The organism is Marinobacter sp. MBR-99, assembly GCF_040547575.1.
In the GTDB taxonomy this organism is placed as follows: Bacteria; Pseudomonadota; Gammaproteobacteria; order Pseudomonadales; family Oleiphilaceae; genus Marinobacter.
Window position 1 is genome coordinate 66,683 of the sequence record NZ_JBEPPY010000010.1, and the last position, 15,775, is coordinate 82,457.

The 15,775-nt window shown below is 56.4% G+C and carries 12 protein-coding genes; 7 read left to right on the forward strand and 5 right to left on the reverse strand.

What is annotated here, in order from left to right; genetic code table 11:
• From ABIE59_RS10410 to ABIE59_RS10420, 3 genes are read right to left on the reverse strand one after another with little or no spacing between them, the layout of a single operon-like run.
• Entirely contained in the window at nucleotides 1-612 is a 612-nt protein-coding gene (locus ABIE59_RS10410) for a type IV pilus inner membrane component PilO (RefSeq protein WP_072678328.1), read from the reverse strand.
• Nucleotides 612-1,175 carry a PilN domain-containing protein gene (locus tag ABIE59_RS10415; RefSeq protein ID WP_106693178.1) on the reverse strand — a complete coding sequence of 188 codons (564 nt, stop codon included), beginning with the start codon at nucleotides 1,173-1,175 and terminating at the stop codon, nucleotides 612-614. Before ABIE59_RS10415 ends, ABIE59_RS10410 begins: the two co-directional genes overlap by 1 nt.
• Nucleotides 1,175-2,239, reverse strand: a complete 1,065-nt coding sequence (locus ABIE59_RS10420) for a pilus assembly protein PilM (RefSeq protein WP_061332387.1) — start codon at nucleotides 2,237-2,239, stop codon at nucleotides 1,175-1,177. Before ABIE59_RS10420 ends, ABIE59_RS10415 begins: the two co-directional genes overlap by 1 nt.
• Before the next feature lie 238 nt (nucleotides 2,240-2,477).
• Between ABIE59_RS10420 and ABIE59_RS10425 the strand changes: the two genes are divergently transcribed.
• A complete protein-coding gene (locus tag ABIE59_RS10425; RefSeq protein ID WP_354446662.1) occupies nucleotides 2,478-5,006 on the forward strand; it encodes a penicillin-binding protein 1A in 2,529 nt (842 codons plus the stop codon).
• A 91-nt stretch (nucleotides 5,007-5,097) separates the two neighbouring features.
• Here the strand turns inward: ABIE59_RS10425 and ABIE59_RS10430 are convergent, their stop codons facing one another.
• Nucleotides 5,098-6,363, reverse strand: coding sequence for a malic enzyme-like NAD(P)-binding protein (locus ABIE59_RS10430; protein ID WP_286920898.1), 1,266 nt, complete (start codon nucleotides 6,361-6,363; stop codon nucleotides 5,098-5,100).
• A gap of 216 nt (nucleotides 6,364-6,579) precedes the next feature.
• The gene (gene rpmE, locus ABIE59_RS10435; RefSeq protein WP_061332390.1) at nucleotides 6,580-6,801 is read right to left on the reverse strand and encodes a 50S ribosomal protein L31; all 222 of its coding nucleotides are present in this window, start codon (nucleotides 6,799-6,801) and stop codon (nucleotides 6,580-6,582) included.
• Nucleotides 6,802-7,033: 232 nt separating this feature from the next.
• On the opposite strand from rpmE, the gene ABIE59_RS10440 reads away from it, so the two are divergent.
• The 6 genes from ABIE59_RS10440 (at nucleotide 7,034) to hslU (ending at nucleotide 15,598) form a co-directional block, all read left to right on the forward strand.
• On the forward strand, nucleotides 7,034-9,199 hold the full coding sequence (locus tag ABIE59_RS10440; protein WP_354446665.1) for a primosomal protein N': 2,166 nt from the start codon (nucleotides 7,034-7,036) through the stop codon (nucleotides 9,197-9,199).
• 104 nt (nucleotides 9,200-9,303) lie between these two features.
• The gene (locus ABIE59_RS10445) at nucleotides 9,304-11,109 is read left to right on the forward strand and encodes a hypothetical protein (protein ID WP_354446667.1); all 1,806 of its coding nucleotides are present in this window, start codon (nucleotides 9,304-9,306) and stop codon (nucleotides 11,107-11,109) included.
• A gap of 140 nt (nucleotides 11,110-11,249) precedes the next feature.
• Complete coding sequence (gene argS / locus ABIE59_RS10450) at nucleotides 11,250-12,935, forward strand: arginine--tRNA ligase (protein WP_354446669.1); 1,686 nt, start codon at nucleotides 11,250-11,252, stop codon at nucleotides 12,933-12,935.
• A gap of 7 nt (nucleotides 12,936-12,942) precedes the next feature.
• The gene (locus tag ABIE59_RS10455; RefSeq protein WP_354446671.1) at nucleotides 12,943-13,590 is read left to right on the forward strand and encodes an SPOR domain-containing protein; all 648 of its coding nucleotides are present in this window, start codon (nucleotides 12,943-12,945) and stop codon (nucleotides 13,588-13,590) included.
• Between the two features lie 134 nt (nucleotides 13,591-13,724).
• A complete protein-coding gene (gene hslV / locus ABIE59_RS10460; RefSeq protein WP_058090075.1) occupies nucleotides 13,725-14,255 on the forward strand; it encodes an ATP-dependent protease subunit HslV in 531 nt (176 codons plus the stop codon).
• Nucleotides 14,256-14,266: 11 nt separating this feature from the next.
• Nucleotides 14,267-15,598: an ATP-dependent protease ATPase subunit HslU gene (gene hslU / locus ABIE59_RS10465; protein ID WP_061332394.1), complete on the forward strand. Its 1,332-nt coding sequence runs from the start codon at nucleotides 14,267-14,269 to the stop codon at nucleotides 15,596-15,598.
• Nucleotides 15,599-15,775: the final 177 nt, after the last annotated feature.

Sequence of the window (15,775 nt, forward strand, 5' to 3'; positions counted from 1 at the left end):
TCACTCTCCAGCCCGGTAGCGGTAGGTACGTGCAACAACTTGCATATCAAGCCGTTCGCCATCACCGCCAATTGGTTGAATGGTTAAATCGTGCAGCGTCACAATCCGTGGCAGGCTTGCCACGCTGCTGACGAATGTCGCCAACTCGTGATAGGCACCGGATACCCGGATATTGATCGGCAACTCCGAGTAGAAATCACGCCGCTGCTCAGGCTGCAGCGCCACCTGCTGCAAAGACAGGCCACTACCCAATGCGGTATTGGTAATATCTTCCAGCAAACCCGGCACCTCGGTCTCACTGGGCAACTGCCGAACCAGGGCGCCAAACGTTTCTTCCATCTCAGCCATTTGGGCCTTGAACACGTCCAGGTTGGCTACCTGATAAGCTTTGCGCTCATATTGTTGCTTGAGCTCCTGCTCGGTGCGTTCGACCCGATCGAGCTGGGCATACTGATCTTTTATAAAGAACCAGTAGCCGCCGCCAAGAATCAAGCCAAAGATAATCAGAGCAACAATTGCTTTTATCGGTGCAGGCCAGATACCGGCGTTATTGATATCGAGGTCGTTGATATCAAATTCGTTCAAGCTCTTGAGTGAGTCCGCGAGGCTCATTAATTATCCTCCCCTTCGGGCTCTGGTGTCTGCTGCTGAACAGACAGGTTGAACTGGCTGTAACCTGCACGACGAGCGTCGGCTGCAGCCACATTGGTGAGATTGGGATTGGTGAACCAGTCAGAGTCATCAAACTGACGCATCAGATTGGATATACGGCTGTTCGACTCCGCCATACCCACGATTTCGATGCGTTCTCCCGTCCGCTTCAGATCGGTGTAGAAGAGGCCATCAGGCAAGGTGCGAACCAACTCATCAAACACCCGAACGATGACCGGACGTGTGCCCTGGAGATCTTGGATTACCTGCATCCGAGCCAACAACTCATCGCGCTGGCGCTTGAGGTTCTCGATCTCTCTGATCTGCTGATCAAGCTGTTTTGCAGCGGTTTCAATATAGGCGTTTCGGGATTGCTGATAAGCAATCCGGCTGTCCATATCCGACTTCCAGAGGAATGCCAGGCCAGCCGCCACAATAGCTGCGCCAAGGATCATGACCACGAACTGCTTCTGCTTCTCCGCTCGCAGTTCCTCACGCCATGGTCTGAGGTTAATCTTTGCCATCAGTCGAAACTCCTCATTGCCAGGCCGCAGGCAATCATCAACGATGGAGCATCATTGCTCAGGGCTGATGCATTCACTCTGGAACCCACGGCCATGTCGGCGAATGGATTCGCAACCAGGGTTGGAGTACCGGTCTTCTCCTCCACCATCTCGGTCAGGCCCTGAATGGATGCCGTACCGCCTGCAAGAACGACGTAATCAACGGCGTTGTACTGGCTGGCACCAAAGAAGAACTGGAGAGCGCGTGCAACTTGCTGCACAACCGCTTCACGGAAGGGGGTAAGGACCTCCGGCTCATAGTCGTCCGGAAGCCCGCCCTGTTTCTTCGCGAGACCGGCTTCTTCAAGTGATAAGCCGTAGCGGCGCTGAATTTCCTCGGTAAGCTGCTTGCCCCCGAAAATCTGCTCACGGGTATAAACTGTCTTACCCTCAGCCAGCACACTCAGCGTGGTCATGGTTGCGCCGATATCGACGATGGCAACCACCAGCTCTTCGCCCTGGGACTCCAACTGGGGCTCGATCAGTTTGTACGCCCTTTCCAGTGCATAGGCCTCGACATCGACAATCTTGGTGGTCAGGCCGGCAATCTCGAGAGCGTCCTCACGGATATCCACGTTCTCTTTTCTGCACGCAGCCAGCAGCACGTCGACCTGGTCCGGATTCGACTCAGACGGACCCTGCACCTCAAAATCGATGGCTACTTCATCCAGCGGATACGGGATGTACTGATCGGCCTCGAGGGTGATCTGGTCTTCCATCTCGAATTCGTTGAGGCCGCCATCCATCTGGATGACCTTGGTGATAACCGCAGAACCTGACACAGCCACGGCAACCTGCTTAACGCCGGTACGGGATTTAGAGGCCACTCGCTTGAGTACCTCACCCACCGCTTCTACATCAGTGATGTTTTTCTCGACAACTGCGTTGGCCGGTAACGGCTCAACCGCATAGCTTTCAACCTTGTAACGGTCGCCATGCCTTGACAGTTCCAGAAGTTTGACCGAGCTGGAGCTGACATCCACGCCCAGCACTGCACTGGATTTTTTTCCTAGCAATCCGAACACGCGCTCACCCTATACCTGGTTTAATGCACCCGGCTAAGGCGCCTCTGAACCAATCCCTGATACGGCAATCATGACAGAGACGCTTTATGTGTTTTTTATGTAAGAGAATTCTTCAAGTTTTCCGTCTACAATGCAGGCTCTTTGTTATTCAAGAGATATTGCATTTAGTGAAGCAACCCAAGACTCCTAAAGCAATTTCTCAAATAATAGACCTATATCCAACTGTTGTCAGAAAAAAATGTCTCATTTGCTGCGTACATCTCGTGTTTTCGCCTGGTTCCTGCTCACCGGCGTGAGTGTCGCCATTATTATCGCCTCGGCCTTCTATTTATACCTTCGGCCCAGTCTGCCTCCTGTTCACCAACTGCTGGACGTAAAACTTCAGACGCCGCTTCGGGTATACAGTGCAGACAACAGATTAATAGCAGAATTCGGCGAAAAGAGAAGGGCACCGATCACAATCGAACAGATCCCTACAATTCAGTTACAAGCCTTTCTGGCCGCGGAAGACGCCCGATTCCACGACCATTTCGGAGTCGACATCAAAGGGTTGACGCGGGCTGCCATCGAACTGGTGTCCACCGGCAGCATCCAGTCCGGCGGTAGCACTATCACCATGCAGGTTGCAAAAAATTACTTTTTGTCACGCGACCGCACCTTTATTCGTAAGTTCAACGAGATACTTCTGGCTCTTCAGATCGAACGTGAACTTGATAAAGACAAGATCCTGGAGCTGTACCTGAACAAGATCTACCTGGGCAACCGCGCCTACGGCATCGCCGCCGCCGCCCAGGTCTATTACGACAAACCCGTCGACGAGCTCACCCTTGCCCAAATGGCCATGCTGGCTGGACTGCCAAAGGCGCCTTCTGCCTACAACCCTCTGGCCAACCCTGAGCGAGCACTGATACGCCGAAACTGGATTCTTGGAAGAATGCGGGATCTCGGCTACATCACACAGGAAGACTGGTCAGAAGCAACCAAAGCCCCGCTCACCGCCACCTATAACATGCGGGAAGCTGAGGTAGACGCCGATTACGTCGCCGAGATGGCACGAACGGAGATGGTTCGCCGTTTTGGTGAAGCTGCCTACAATGATGGCTACAGCGTGACGCTGACCGTTGACGGAACCAAACAACAAGCGGCAACGGAAGCCCTTCGCACCGGCCTTGAAAACTACGACCGCCGGCACGGCTTCCGCGGCCCCATCGGCCAATTTGACATTGCCGGCATGTCGGCAGCGGATCTATCCAACCAATTACTCAATTACCCAAGGGTAGAAAGCCTGATCCCAGCGGTAGTCACCGCAGTGAATGATGACGAAGGCGAAGCGCGGGTGCACACCCGCCATCTCGGCCCTGGCAAGATGAACTTCAACACCATGATCTGGGCCAAGCGTTACCGTACCGAGAATCTGACGGGCCCAACCCCCGAAAAGCCTTCGGATGTCGTCAGTATTGGCGATGTAGTCTACGTCAAGGTGGTACAACTGCCACAGGTTCAGGAACAGGACAACGAAACTGACAGCAGCGAGCAGCAGCTTGAACTGCAGGTTGCGCTCTCCCAGGCCCCGAGAGTGGAAGGCGCCGTGATTTCCCTGTCGGCGAAAACCGGCGCCATTGAGGCCCTTGCCGGCGGCTACAGCTTCAGCCAGAGTAAATACAACCGGGCAACCCAGGCGAACCGCCAACCGGGGTCCACATTCAAGCCATTCCTGTATCTCTCGGCACTGGAGAGCGGCAGAACACCCGCCACCATCTATAATGACGCCCCCATCGTTTTCGAAGACTCAGAACTCGAAGGCGCCTGGCGCCCCCAGAATTCATCGGGCCAGTTTTATGGCCCAACGACACTCAGGGAAGGCCTCTATCGCTCGCGCAACCTGGTTTCAATCCGGCTGCTGAGAGATCTGGGCATTCGCCAAACACTGAACTATCTGGATCAATTGAAGATCCCGACCGCCAACATGCCAGCCAACTTGTCTCTCTCCCTGGGGGCAGGCCAGCTCACGCCAATGGAGCTGGCGCGCGGCTTCGCCGTTATCGCCAACGGCGGCTATGACGTGGAACCGTATCTGATTAAAACCATCCAGGAACCGGATGGCACCGTTGTCTACGAGGCACCTGAAACCGTACTTTGCGACAGCGACTGCGAACAGCAACTGACAGATAACGCCAGTGAAGGCCCGCTCACAGAGAGCAACAGCGACACACCGGAAACGGATGGCATTCTGTTGCCGGCAAGCGCTCAGCAGTCTGCGGAAAAACGCGTGATGAAACGCCTGGCCGACGAACGCTCGGTTTATATCATGCACACGATTCTTCAGGACGTGGTCCGTCGCGGCACTGGTCGCCGCGCACTGGCACTGAACCGCAAAGACCTGGCCGGTAAAACCGGCACCACAAACGAACAGAAAGACACCTGGTTTGCCGGCTTCAATCACGACGTGGCAACAACCGTATGGGTGGGCTTCGACCAGCCAGCCCCCCTCGGCCGTCGGGAATTTGGCGCAAGCACAGCCCTGCCAATCTGGGTTGACTACATGAAAACCGCCATGCAAGGCGCACCCGAATCTACCATGGCAAGACCCAACGGGATTGTGAACATCCGCATTAACCCCAGAACCGGCGAACGGGCGCGCCCTGGAGAAGATGGCACGTTTGAAATCTTCAAAGAGGAAGATGCCCCAGCGCCGCTATCACAGGACACCAACGGCAACGGGTCTGGCGCCAACGACTCTGAGAGCCTTCCCGGACAGATTTTCTGATCCGGCGCAGCCGAGCCCAGCAATGGGCAGACACAAAAAAACCGGCGGGATCTCCGCCGGTTTTTTTTGTAGCCCAACAACTACATCCAGATCAGATGATGTCGTCCATGGACTTCAGCGGGTAGTGCGCCGGGTAAGGATTGCGCGCCACACCAGAGTCTACGGCAGCACGGGCAACCGCAGCAGGCACTACGTCAAGCAGACGAACGTCCATCGGCTTGGGAATAATGTATTCCTTACCGAACTCCAGGCTGTCGACACCGTAAGCGGCACAGATTTCCTGAGGCACGGGCTCTTTAGCCAGTTCACGAATAGCATGAACCGCTGCCACTTTCATTTCCTCGTTGATGGCGGTTGCACGAACGTCCAGCGCGCCGCGGAAAATGAACGGGAAGCCCAGAACGTTGTTCACCTGGTTCGGATAGTCCGAACGGCCGGTCGCCATGATCAGATCATCGCGGGTAGCCAGAGCCACTTCCGGACTGATTTCCGGATCCGGGTTGGAGCACGCGAATACGATCGGGTTCGGAGCCATCTTCGCCAGCTGCTCAGCACTCAACAGGTCCGGACCAGACAGACCCAGGAACACGTCGGCGCCGTCAATGGCGTCATCCAGTGTACGCTTGTCCGTATCGTTGGCGAACATCGCCTTGTACTGATTCAGATCGTCACGACCAGAGTGGATCACACCCTTACGGTCGAGCATGAAGATGTTCTCAGAGCGAATGCCGCAGCTGATCAGCAGCTTCATGCAGGCGATGGCAGCCGCACCGGCGCCCAGACAAACTACCTTCGCCTCTTCAATTTTCTTGCCCTGCAGCTCGAGGGCATTGATCATGCCAGCTGCAGTCACGATGGCAGTACCGTGCTGGTCATCATGGAAGATGGGCACGTTGCACTTTTCGATCAGCGCACGCTCAATCTCGAAGCACTCCGGTGCCTTGATGTCTTCGAGGTTGATACCACCGAAGGTATCCGCGATACGCTCTACAGTTTCAATAAACGCTTGCGGGCTTTCGGAATTGACTTCGATATCGAACACGTCAATACCAGCAAAGCGCTTGAACAGTACGCCCTTGCCTTCCATTACCGGCTTGCTTGCCAGGGGGCCGAGATTACCCAGACCCAGGATCGCAGTACCATCAGAAATCACAGCTACCAGGTTGCCCTTGGCCGTGTACTTGTATGCGTTCTCGGGGTCCTTCGCGATCTCGCGGACCGGTTCGGCAACCCCGGGGCTGTACGCCAGGGAAAGGTCGCGGGAAGTTTGGGTTGGCTTGGTGATTTCAACACTCAGCTTACCCGGCCGCGGTTTGGCGTGATATTCAAGGGCTGCTTCTTTCAGATCTTGAGACATTGCCACTGTTCCGTTTGTCACGTTTAAAGGTATTAACCGCCGGGGCTCGCCCAACGGAGCGCGACATTATGGCGCGACCGCCCCGAAACGACAAGCCAAAACCGAATATTTTATGACCAGTCAATAGTGCATTTTGCGTATAAGACATCGAAAAAACCGACGTCCAGACACAAAAAAAGCGCCCTGAGGCGCTTTTTTGCAACATTTCGGTGCAGATCAGGCTTTCTTGCCGCCGATACGGCTGCCGAAACGCTTCTGGAACCGATCAATACGACCGCCGGTGTCCATAACCTTCTGCTTGCCAGTGTAGAACGGGTGGCACTGGGAGCATACGTCCAGCTGCAGGTCGTGGCCTACAGTGGAGCGAGTCTTGATCACGTTACCGCATGAACAGGTGGCGGTAATGTCTTCGTACTTCGGGTGAATACCTTCTTTCATGGCGAACCTCTGTCGGTCATGCCGCTACCTGATCACCCGCCGAAAACGGCCTACATGCCAGGCACCGCATGTTTGAATCAATTGGAAAGACCGTGCACAATCATGCCCGGCCATAAACAGACCGCGAATCTTACTGACAAACCCGGCCACAGGCAAGTATCTTGACGCCTCACAAGACTCCAGAACACAACGCCCGGCGCCAGAAGGCCCGCCATCAGGATACGCAGATACCGTGACACGGCCAGCTATCGCCCGAATCGCCCTGAACCGCCCCCTGAGGCGCCTGTTTGACTACCTGATTCCCGACAGCCTTGAGCTCGCACCTGGCCAGCGGGTTACCGTGCCTTTCGGGCGCCAGACTTTGACTGGCCTGGTAGTAGAGATTGGCGTTGAGCCCCCGCCCGGCGTCAACCTGAAGGCTATCAAAGGCACACTGGAAGCCTGGCCAGCCCTGCCAGACAACACCTTTAACCTGCTCACCTGGGCCAGCGATTATTACCAGCATCCGCTGGGAGAATGCCTGTTTACCGCCCTCCCCCCGGCCTTGCGACGGGGTCGGCCCGCTCAGGAGAAAGCCGATGAAAGCTGGCACCCGGCAGCAACAGAGGCCGTCTTACCAGCCAACGCACATCGGCAAGTCGCCCTGTTCAATGCCATCAAGGAATCACCCGGCATTAGCTCCAGCGCGCTGGTGAAATCCGGCTTCAGCCGGGCCCAGATTCGCAATCTGCAACAGAAAGATCTGATCACCGAGGGCGCCAAAGCCATAACTGCGCCGGCCACCAAAGACCTGCCGGCCCCGACCCTGTCCGCCGCCCAACAGGCAGCGTCAGCTCAGATGCCGGAGCACACACACGAATTCTCTGCCATCCTGCTCTATGGAATAACCGGTAGCGGTAAAACCGAACTTTACCTTCATTATTTAAAAACGCACCTCAACGCGAACGAGCAGGCACTGGTACTGGTACCCGAGATCAACCTGACACCACAAACACTCGCCCGCTTTCGCCGCTACTTCGGCAACCGCATTCAGGTATGGCACTCTGCCCTGAATGACGGTGAGCGCCTGAGCACCTGGCTGAAAATCCGCAATGGCGAACCGGTGATCCTGATCGGCACCCGCTCGGCAGTACTGCTTCCTTTTAGCCACCTTCGCACCATCATCGTCGATGAGGAGCACGACAGCTCCTACAAACAGGGCGAAGGTTTCCGGTATTCCGGGCGGGATGTTGCCGTCTACCGCGCTCACCTGAACCGGTGCCCGGTGATTCTCGGCTCGGCCACACCGTCCCTGGAATCCTGGCATAACGCGCAACAGGGCAAATACCAACTGATTCGACTGGAAGAACGGGCCGGCAACGCGAAGCCGCCCCAGCTTGAATTACTGGACATCCGAAGCCGGCCACTTGAAGCGGGATTGTCCCGCCCGACCCTGAATTCGATCAAAGAAACGATTGCGAGGGGCGAGCAGGCGCTGGTCTTCGTCAACAGACGGGGGTTTGCCCCTGTGATGATGTGCTTTGATTGCGGCCACCTTGAAGAATGCCCACGCTGCGACACCCGCCTGACCTACCACCGCCGCGACCACGCCATGCGCTGCCACCACTGCGACTTCCAGATGGCGGCCAGCCACACCTGCCCAAAATGCCAGAGCGAAAACTACAAACCCGTTGGCCAGGGCACCGAGCGCACCGAAGACACCCTTGCCGAGCAATTTCCGGACACGCCCATCGTGCGGGTAGACAGGGACAGCACCCAGCGCAAAGGCAGCATTCAAGCCATCCTGAAACGGGTAAACACTGGTGAGTCCTGCATTCTTGTAGGCACCCAAATGCTCGCCAAGGGCCACGACTTCCCCAACGTCACCCTGGTGTGCGTGGTAAACGCCGACGGCGGCCTGTTCAGTGTTGATTTCCGGGCGCCGGAACAGATGATCCAGACTCTGCTACAAGTTAGTGGACGCGCCGGCCGGGGCGACAAACCGGGAAAAGTGCTGATCCAGACCTGCCACAGCGACCACCCGCTTCTCACCAACTTGTGCCAGGGTAACTACGCTGCGATCGCCGACCAGCTCCTGGCCGAGCGAGAAACCGGCGCACTGCCACCCTACCGTGCTATGGCGATCGTACGGGCCGAAGCCGACACCATGCAGAACAGCCTGCAACTTCTGGACACCCTGAAACCCATGGCGCAAAGCCCCGGCATCGAAATCTGGGGCCCGTTACCTGCCGTTATCGCCCGCAAAGCCGACCGCCACCGGGCCCAACTGATTCTGTGCAGCGATAGCCGTGGCCACCTGAACCGCGTGCTGACACAGCTCTGCCAATACCTGGACCAAGCCAGGCTGCCCTCCAGTACCCGATGGGTGGTTGATGTAGATCCGCAGGAAACCGGCTAACCTGATCAGCCAACAAAAATGTGACGCAGTCGATAACCTGCAAATCGTTACAATCTTTTGCAGAAATCGGCACCCGTAAGCATTGCGTTCGCGCCGACTGTGCTATGATTTTCAGCAAACTACCTAATAAAGCTGTAACAACACCTGAGGTTGCGGTTCTCAAGCAGGGAATGCGCAGCGAAAAGGCTTTTGCTGTAACGAAAACTGGAGATATAAAAATGTCAGGGAAATTCCTTGCGCGTGCGTCAGCGTTGTCGCTGGCTTTTGTTTTGGCCGCTTGCGGGGGAGATGAAAACTCCACTCCTCTGGCCGGTGGCAGTGGGACCGGCGGGAATAATGGAGGAACGGGCAACGGTGATGGGGCCCAAACAGCTGTCCTTGAGCTTGGAAGCGGCAGCGGCTCTAGCTTCCAGTCGGGTCGAATTCAGGCTTCTGCGACAGAGCTGTCTTTTGGGGGTTCTGCACGTCTCGAATTCAACGTGGTTGATGCGCGAACCGGAAACACCATTTACAACTCAGAACCGACTTCGGCAGCAATCTCTTCGCTTTGCCAAAATGCTGATTTCGACCGATTGATCACCTCTAACTCTGGCTCATTTACGTTTAACTATAATGCTGCATGTGAGGGCTCCGACACAATTACCGCAAGGCTGGATAATGGCGCGAGTGCGACCGTCGTACTCTCAGTGGCCTCAGCTCAAGTAGGCGAGCTTGAATTTGTTAGTGTTGTACCAGATTCAATTGCTTTAAGCGGAAATTCGAACGCTTCCAGACCAAGTGTCTCAGAAGTCTCTTTCAGACTTACTGCGAATGGTGGTGAGCCGATTACAACCGGCAAGGAGGTCCGATTCAGGCTTTCCACAACAGTAGGAGGCATCTCGCTTTCACGTGAATCAGTCGAAACTGATGGCAATGGGGTAGCTACAACACGAGTAAATGCCGGCTCCGTCCCCGGTGTTGTAAGCGTCACCGCAAGTCACACCACCGACTCAGGCGCGACGATCCAAACCACTTCCGCCCCTATATCTATCAGTGCAGCAATCCCAGACCAAGACAGTTTTTCGATCTCTATTGAAGAAAATTTTCTTCCAAACGCCCGCAACTACGATGGTATTGAGGTCCCAATTACTATTCGCGCCGCAGACAGAAACAACAACAGGGTCAGAGATGCTGTAGTTAACTTTCTCACCAACGCTGGATCTGTTCAAAGCGAGTGCACCCTAGTTGATGGTGCTTGCTCAATTGAATGGATCAGCCAGAACCCCCGCAGCTCAGACGGCGTTGTTTTAATACTAGCTCGAACCGTTGGTGAGGAGAGCTTCCGCGATGTTAACAGTGACGGACAATATACTTTCGGGACAGATCAATTCAACACAGTTGCAGATGATTTGGGGGAAGCGTTTCTAGATAGAAATCAAAACGGCGTTTACGACCCTGGTGAAGAGTATTTCGATTACAACAACAATGGCCAGTATGACCCGCCCAACGGCATCTATAACGGAACAGCCTGCGTGACGGAAGAGAACTGTACGAGCTCTCTGCTGGAAATCACGCAAACAGGCAAACTTTTCCTTGCCAGTGACGACATCATGATCACGTTTACAACGCCGGTCGCGCCAGGACTTGTATGCGCACAGGTTGCCGGCATGTTTTGGAACGACGACTTGGGCACTACAGTTGCAGGCCCACCGCCAGGAGGCACCGATGTTTCGTTCGCGACAACAAACGGAACATTGGTTGATCCAACCAGCTTCACGTCCACCACGTCATACAGGACAACACCGATCGAGCTATGCGTAACGGTCGAGGCCGACGGCACATCATCTACAGGCACCTTCACCGTCGAAGTGACGCCTCCAGCACCATTTAACGGCGACCCTTTCACGCTACAGGCACCGATTACTGATTAATCAATAATTTTCCTAACAGAGCCCGGCCCCAGCGCCGGGCTTTTTGCTTACACCCAAACTTTCCGCGATAATACGCCTCTTCTGATTTCAACGGGCGCCTGCCCTGCACCCATTCTCCTGAAAACCGAGTCATCTGACGCATGAAAGAGACCGTATCCGAGCTTCTCCAGTCCGCACTGGCTGCCCTGCAGTCTGAAGGCACTCTGCCGGCTGACCAGACCTTTACCCCCCAGGTTGGCAACACCAAGGACAAATCCCATGGCGATTACGCTTGCAACATTGCCCTGATGGCCGCCAAGGCGGCTGGCTGCCCGCCGCGAAAGCTGGCCGAGGCCCTGGTGGCGGCGTTGCCGGAGAGTTCAGCGGTGGAGAAGGTGGAAATTGCCGGGCCGGGCTTTATTAACTTTTTCATGAGCACCGCCAGCGCGTTCGGAATAGTGAATACCATCCTGGGCGAAGCGGAACAGTTTGGCCGTAACAACTCGGGCAAAGGTGAGAAGGTTCAGGTGGAGTTTGTGTCTGCCAACCCCACCGGCCCGCTGCACGTAGGCCACGGCCGTGGCGCCGCGATTGGCGACTGCCTGTGCCGCCTGCTAGAAGCCAACGGTTACGACGTTACCCGGGAGTTCTACTACAACGACGCCGGTGCCCAGATCAACAACCTGGCCCTGTCGGTTCAGTCCCGCGTTAAGGGCCTGACTCCAGAAGACGAAAGCTGGCCGGAAGACGGCTACCGGGGCGACTATATTGTCGACGTGGCCAACGCCTATATGGCCGGCGAAACCGTGATTGCCGATGACCGGGAAGTGACCGCCAAGGCCGACCCGGACGACCAGGACGCCATCCGCGACTTTGCCGTGGCCTACCTGCGCCGGGAGCAGGACCTGGACCTGAAAGCCTTTGGCGTTCAGTTTGATGTGTATTTCCTGGAATCTTCCCTGTACGAGGACGGCAAGGTGGAGGCCACCGTTGAGCGCCTGAAGGCCAACGGCTACACCTACGAGCAAGACGGCGCCATGTGGCTGAAAACCACCGAGTTCGGCGACGACAAAGACCGGGTTATGCGCAAAAAGGACGGCGGCTACACCTACTTCCTGCCGGATGTGGCCTATCACCTGGACAAGTGGCAGCGTGGCTTTACCACCGTGATCAACGAACAGGGTGCAGACCACCACTCCACCGTGACCCGCGTGCGCGCCGGCCTGCAGGCACTGAAAGCCGACATCCCACAGGGCTGGCCGGACTATGTTCTGCACCAGATGGTGATGGTGACCCGCTCCGGCCAGGAAGTGAAAATCTCCAAGCGGGCCGGCAGTTACGTAACCGTGCGCGACCTGATCGACGAAGTAGGCCGCGACGCCACCCGTTTCTTCCTGGCCGCGCGCCGTGTCGATTCCCAGTTGACCTTCGATATCGACCTGGCCCGCTCCCAGACCAATGAAAACCCGGTGTATTACATCCAGTATGCCCATGCCCGTATTTGCAGCGTGCTGCGTAAGCTCGCAGCCGAGGGCGTACAACGGGGCATGACCGAATGTGTTGGCGATCTCAGCCTGTTAACCCTGGACGAAGAGAAAGAACTGGCCAATCAGCTGGCCAAGTATCCGGAGCTGATTGCCAACTCCGCCACCCAGCGGGAGCCGCACCACCTCACCCATTACCTGCGTGAGCTGGCCGGCCAGTTCCATACCTATTACAACGCCCACAAGGTGTTGATTGAAGATACCGCCCTGCGGGATGCCCGTGTGAGCCTTTACCTGGCCGTGCGCCAGGTGATTGCCAACGGCCTGGATTTGCTGGGCGTTAGCGCGCCAGAGGAGATGTAAAAAGACCATGGCCAGAGATTACGCCAAGAAGGACAGGCCAGCCGGCCGAGGTGCGGCTGCCCCCAAAAAGGCCGCGCCGAAGCCCCGCAAAGCTTCCCCCGCCAAGAGGAGTGCGCCATCGCACTCCCAGCACGGGGCGCTGTCGTTCAAATGGATTCTGTCTCTGGCTGCGGTGGGTGGTTTTGTCGGCTTTATCGTGTATCTCAACACGCTGCCTACGGGCCAGGAATCCGCCAGGCCGAGCCAACCCGCACAGCAGTCTGCCCAGCCCAAAACACCCGCGCCCAGCACGGCCAAGCAGGAGCCAAGCCGGCCACGGGAGCAGAATTTCCGGTTCTACGATATGTTGCCGGAATCAGAAGTGGTGCCCCCCAAGGTTCAGGAGTACTCCCCCAACCCTGCTCAGCAAGACTTCAATTATATCGTCCAGTCCGGCTCTTTCCGCAGCCAGGCGGATGCCGAACGGCAGCGGGCTCAGATCGCGTTCCAGGGTTTGCGGGCGCAGGTTCAGCGCATTGATCTGGAAAGTGGCAGTGTGTGGTATCGGGTGAATGTGGGGCCATTTGAGTCTCGCAGCCAGATGAATGCGGCGGTGGATAAGCTGGTTTCTATTAATATTCAGCCGCTGGTTCGGAAGATCCCGAAAGAAGGCTAGACTGTTGGAGTTGTCGGGGCTCAGGAAAGCACCCCCACAAAGCTGGCCTCCACCCCAAGCCGGCCCTCTTGAATTCCCGCCAGAAGCCTCCATAAAGCTCCAAGACACTTTTACATCAGGCAACTGGAGCCAAAATGACTACCATAGTTTCCGTCCGTCGGGACGATGAAGTCGCCATGGGCGGCGATGGCCAGGTTTCTCTGGGCAACACCGTCATGAAAGGCAATGCCCGTAAGGTTCGCAGGCTCTATAACGGCCAGGTGATTGCCGGGTTTGCCGGCGGCACCGCTGATGCGTTTACCCTGTTTGAACGCTTTGAAGCCCAGCTGGAGAAGCACCAGGGCAATCTGACCCGGGCTGCGGTAGAGCTTGCCAAAGACTGGCGTACCGATCGCGCTCTGCGAAAGCTGGAGGCCCTGCTGGCCGTGGCCGACAAAACCGCCTCGCTCATCATTACCGGTAACGGGGATGTCATCGAGCCTGAACAAGGGCTGATTGCCATTGGCTCCGGTGGCCCGTTTGCCCAGGCCTCGGCTCGTGCGCTGCTTGAAAATACCGACCTGAGTGCGCATGAAATCGCCGAAAAGGCGCTCGAGATCGCCGGTGATATCTGCATTTACACCAATCAGAACCGCACTCTGGAAGTGCTGTCCTTCAAAGACTGACCGGAGCGACCATGTCTGCAATGACTCCCCGTGAGATTGTCCACGAGCTCAATAAACACATCGTGGGTCAGGATGAAGCCAAACGCGCCGTTGCCATTGCCCTGCGTAACCGCTGGCGCCGCATGCAGCTGGACAGCAGTCTGCGTGACGAAATCACTCCCAAGAACATTTTGATGATTGGCCCCACCGGCGTGGGTAAAACCGAGATCGCCCGGCGCCTGGCCAAGTTGGCGGATGCGCCCTTCCTGAAGGTGGAAGCCACCAAGTTTACCGAGGTGGGCTATGTCGGCCGGGATGTGGAATCCATCATCCGGGACCTGGCGGATATGGCGGTGAAACTGCTCCGCGAGAAGGAGATGAAACGCCACGAGAACCGTGCCCTGGATGCCGCCGAGGACCGTATTCTGGATGCCTTGCTGCCACCAGCCCGGGATTTCAACGAAGACAGCCAGCGCGCCAGTAACGATTCCGCCACTCGCCAGATGTTCCGCAAAAAGCTGCGGGAAGGCGAGCTGGATGACAAGGAAATCGAGATTGACGTTCGCAGTGGCGGCGCCGGTGTTGAAATCATGGCTCCTCCTGGCATGGAGGAGATGACCAACCAGCTGCAAAGCATGTTCTCCAACCTGTCATCTGACAAGCGTAAGACCCGCAAGATGAAAGTGGCGGACGCCATGAAGCAGGTGAAAGACGAGGAAGCCGCCAAACTGGTGAACGAGGAAGAGATCAAGCACAAGGCCATTGATGCGGTTGAGCAGAATGGCATTGTGTTCATTGATGAGATCGACAAAGTCGCCAAGCGCTCGGAGAACACCTCATCGGATGTCTCCCGCGAGGGCGTGCAGCGGGATTTGCTGCCGTTGATTGAAGGCAGCACCGTCAGCACCAAGTATGGCGCGGTGCGCACCGATCACATTCTGTTTATCGCCTCCGGCGCCTTCCACCTGTCCAAGCCGTCAGACCTGATCCCGGAACTGCAGGGGCGTTTGCCGATCCGGGTAGAACTCCAGGCGCTGACACCGGAGGACTTCAAACGCATCCTGACCGAACCAGACGCCTCTCTGGTGCAGCAATACGAAGCCCTGATGGGCACCGAAGGCGTGAAGCTCAACTTCAGCGAAGATGCCATTGCGCGGATCGCAGAGGTGGCTTTCAAGGTCAACGAAACCACCGAGAACATCGGTGCCCGTCGCCTGCATACGGTGCTGGAACGCTTGCTTGAAAGCCTGTCGTTCGATGCCGGTGACAAGGTAACGGATGGCTTCGAGATTACTGCGGAGTACGTCGATGAGAAGCTGGGTGAGTTGTCTGAGGACGAGGACCTGAGCCGGTATATTCTCTAACTGGCTTCGCCCGACACTGAAAAGGCCGGATGTGCTTAGCGCATTCGGCCTTTTTTGTACTTGGTGAAAAAAGTCAGTTCGCTTAACCGGACATTATCCCGCAAATTACCTGGGACAGTTTCGCAGAAATCTCTTAATAACCCTTTCTATTCAAGCCCTATATGGCATTATAAAAGC

What these genes read in the sequence shown, in the direction of transcription:
- rpmE (WP_061332390.1), bottom strand. Translation starts at nt 6,801, where the DNA reads ATGAAAGAAGGTATTCACCCGAAGTACGAAGACATTACCGCCACCTGT.
- hslV (WP_058090075.1), top strand. Translation starts at nt 13,725, where the DNA reads ATGACTACCATAGTTTCCGTCCGTCGGGACGATGAAGTCGCCATGGGC.
- argS (WP_354446669.1), top strand. Translation starts at nt 11,250, where the DNA reads ATGAAAGAGACCGTATCCGAGCTTCTCCAGTCCGCACTGGCTGCCCTG.
- ABIE59_RS10415 (WP_106693178.1), bottom strand. Translation starts at nt 1,175, where the DNA reads ATGGCAAAGATTAACCTCAGACCATGGCGTGAGGAACTGCGAGCGGAG.
- hslU (WP_061332394.1), top strand. Translation starts at nt 14,267, where the DNA reads ATGTCTGCAATGACTCCCCGTGAGATTGTCCACGAGCTCAATAAACAC.
- ABIE59_RS10455 (WP_354446671.1), top strand. Translation starts at nt 12,943, where the DNA reads ATGGCCAGAGATTACGCCAAGAAGGACAGGCCAGCCGGCCGAGGTGCG.
- ABIE59_RS10430 (WP_286920898.1), bottom strand. Translation starts at nt 6,363, where the DNA reads ATGTCTCAAGATCTGAAAGAAGCAGCCCTTGAATATCACGCCAAACCG.
- ABIE59_RS10410 (WP_072678328.1), bottom strand. Translation starts at nt 612, where the DNA reads ATGAGCCTCGCGGACTCACTCAAGAGCTTGAACGAATTTGATATCAAC.
- ABIE59_RS10445 (WP_354446667.1), top strand. Translation starts at nt 9,304, where the DNA reads ATGATTTTCAGCAAACTACCTAATAAAGCTGTAACAACACCTGAGGTT.
- ABIE59_RS10425 (WP_354446662.1), top strand. Translation starts at nt 2,478, where the DNA reads ATGTCTCATTTGCTGCGTACATCTCGTGTTTTCGCCTGGTTCCTGCTC.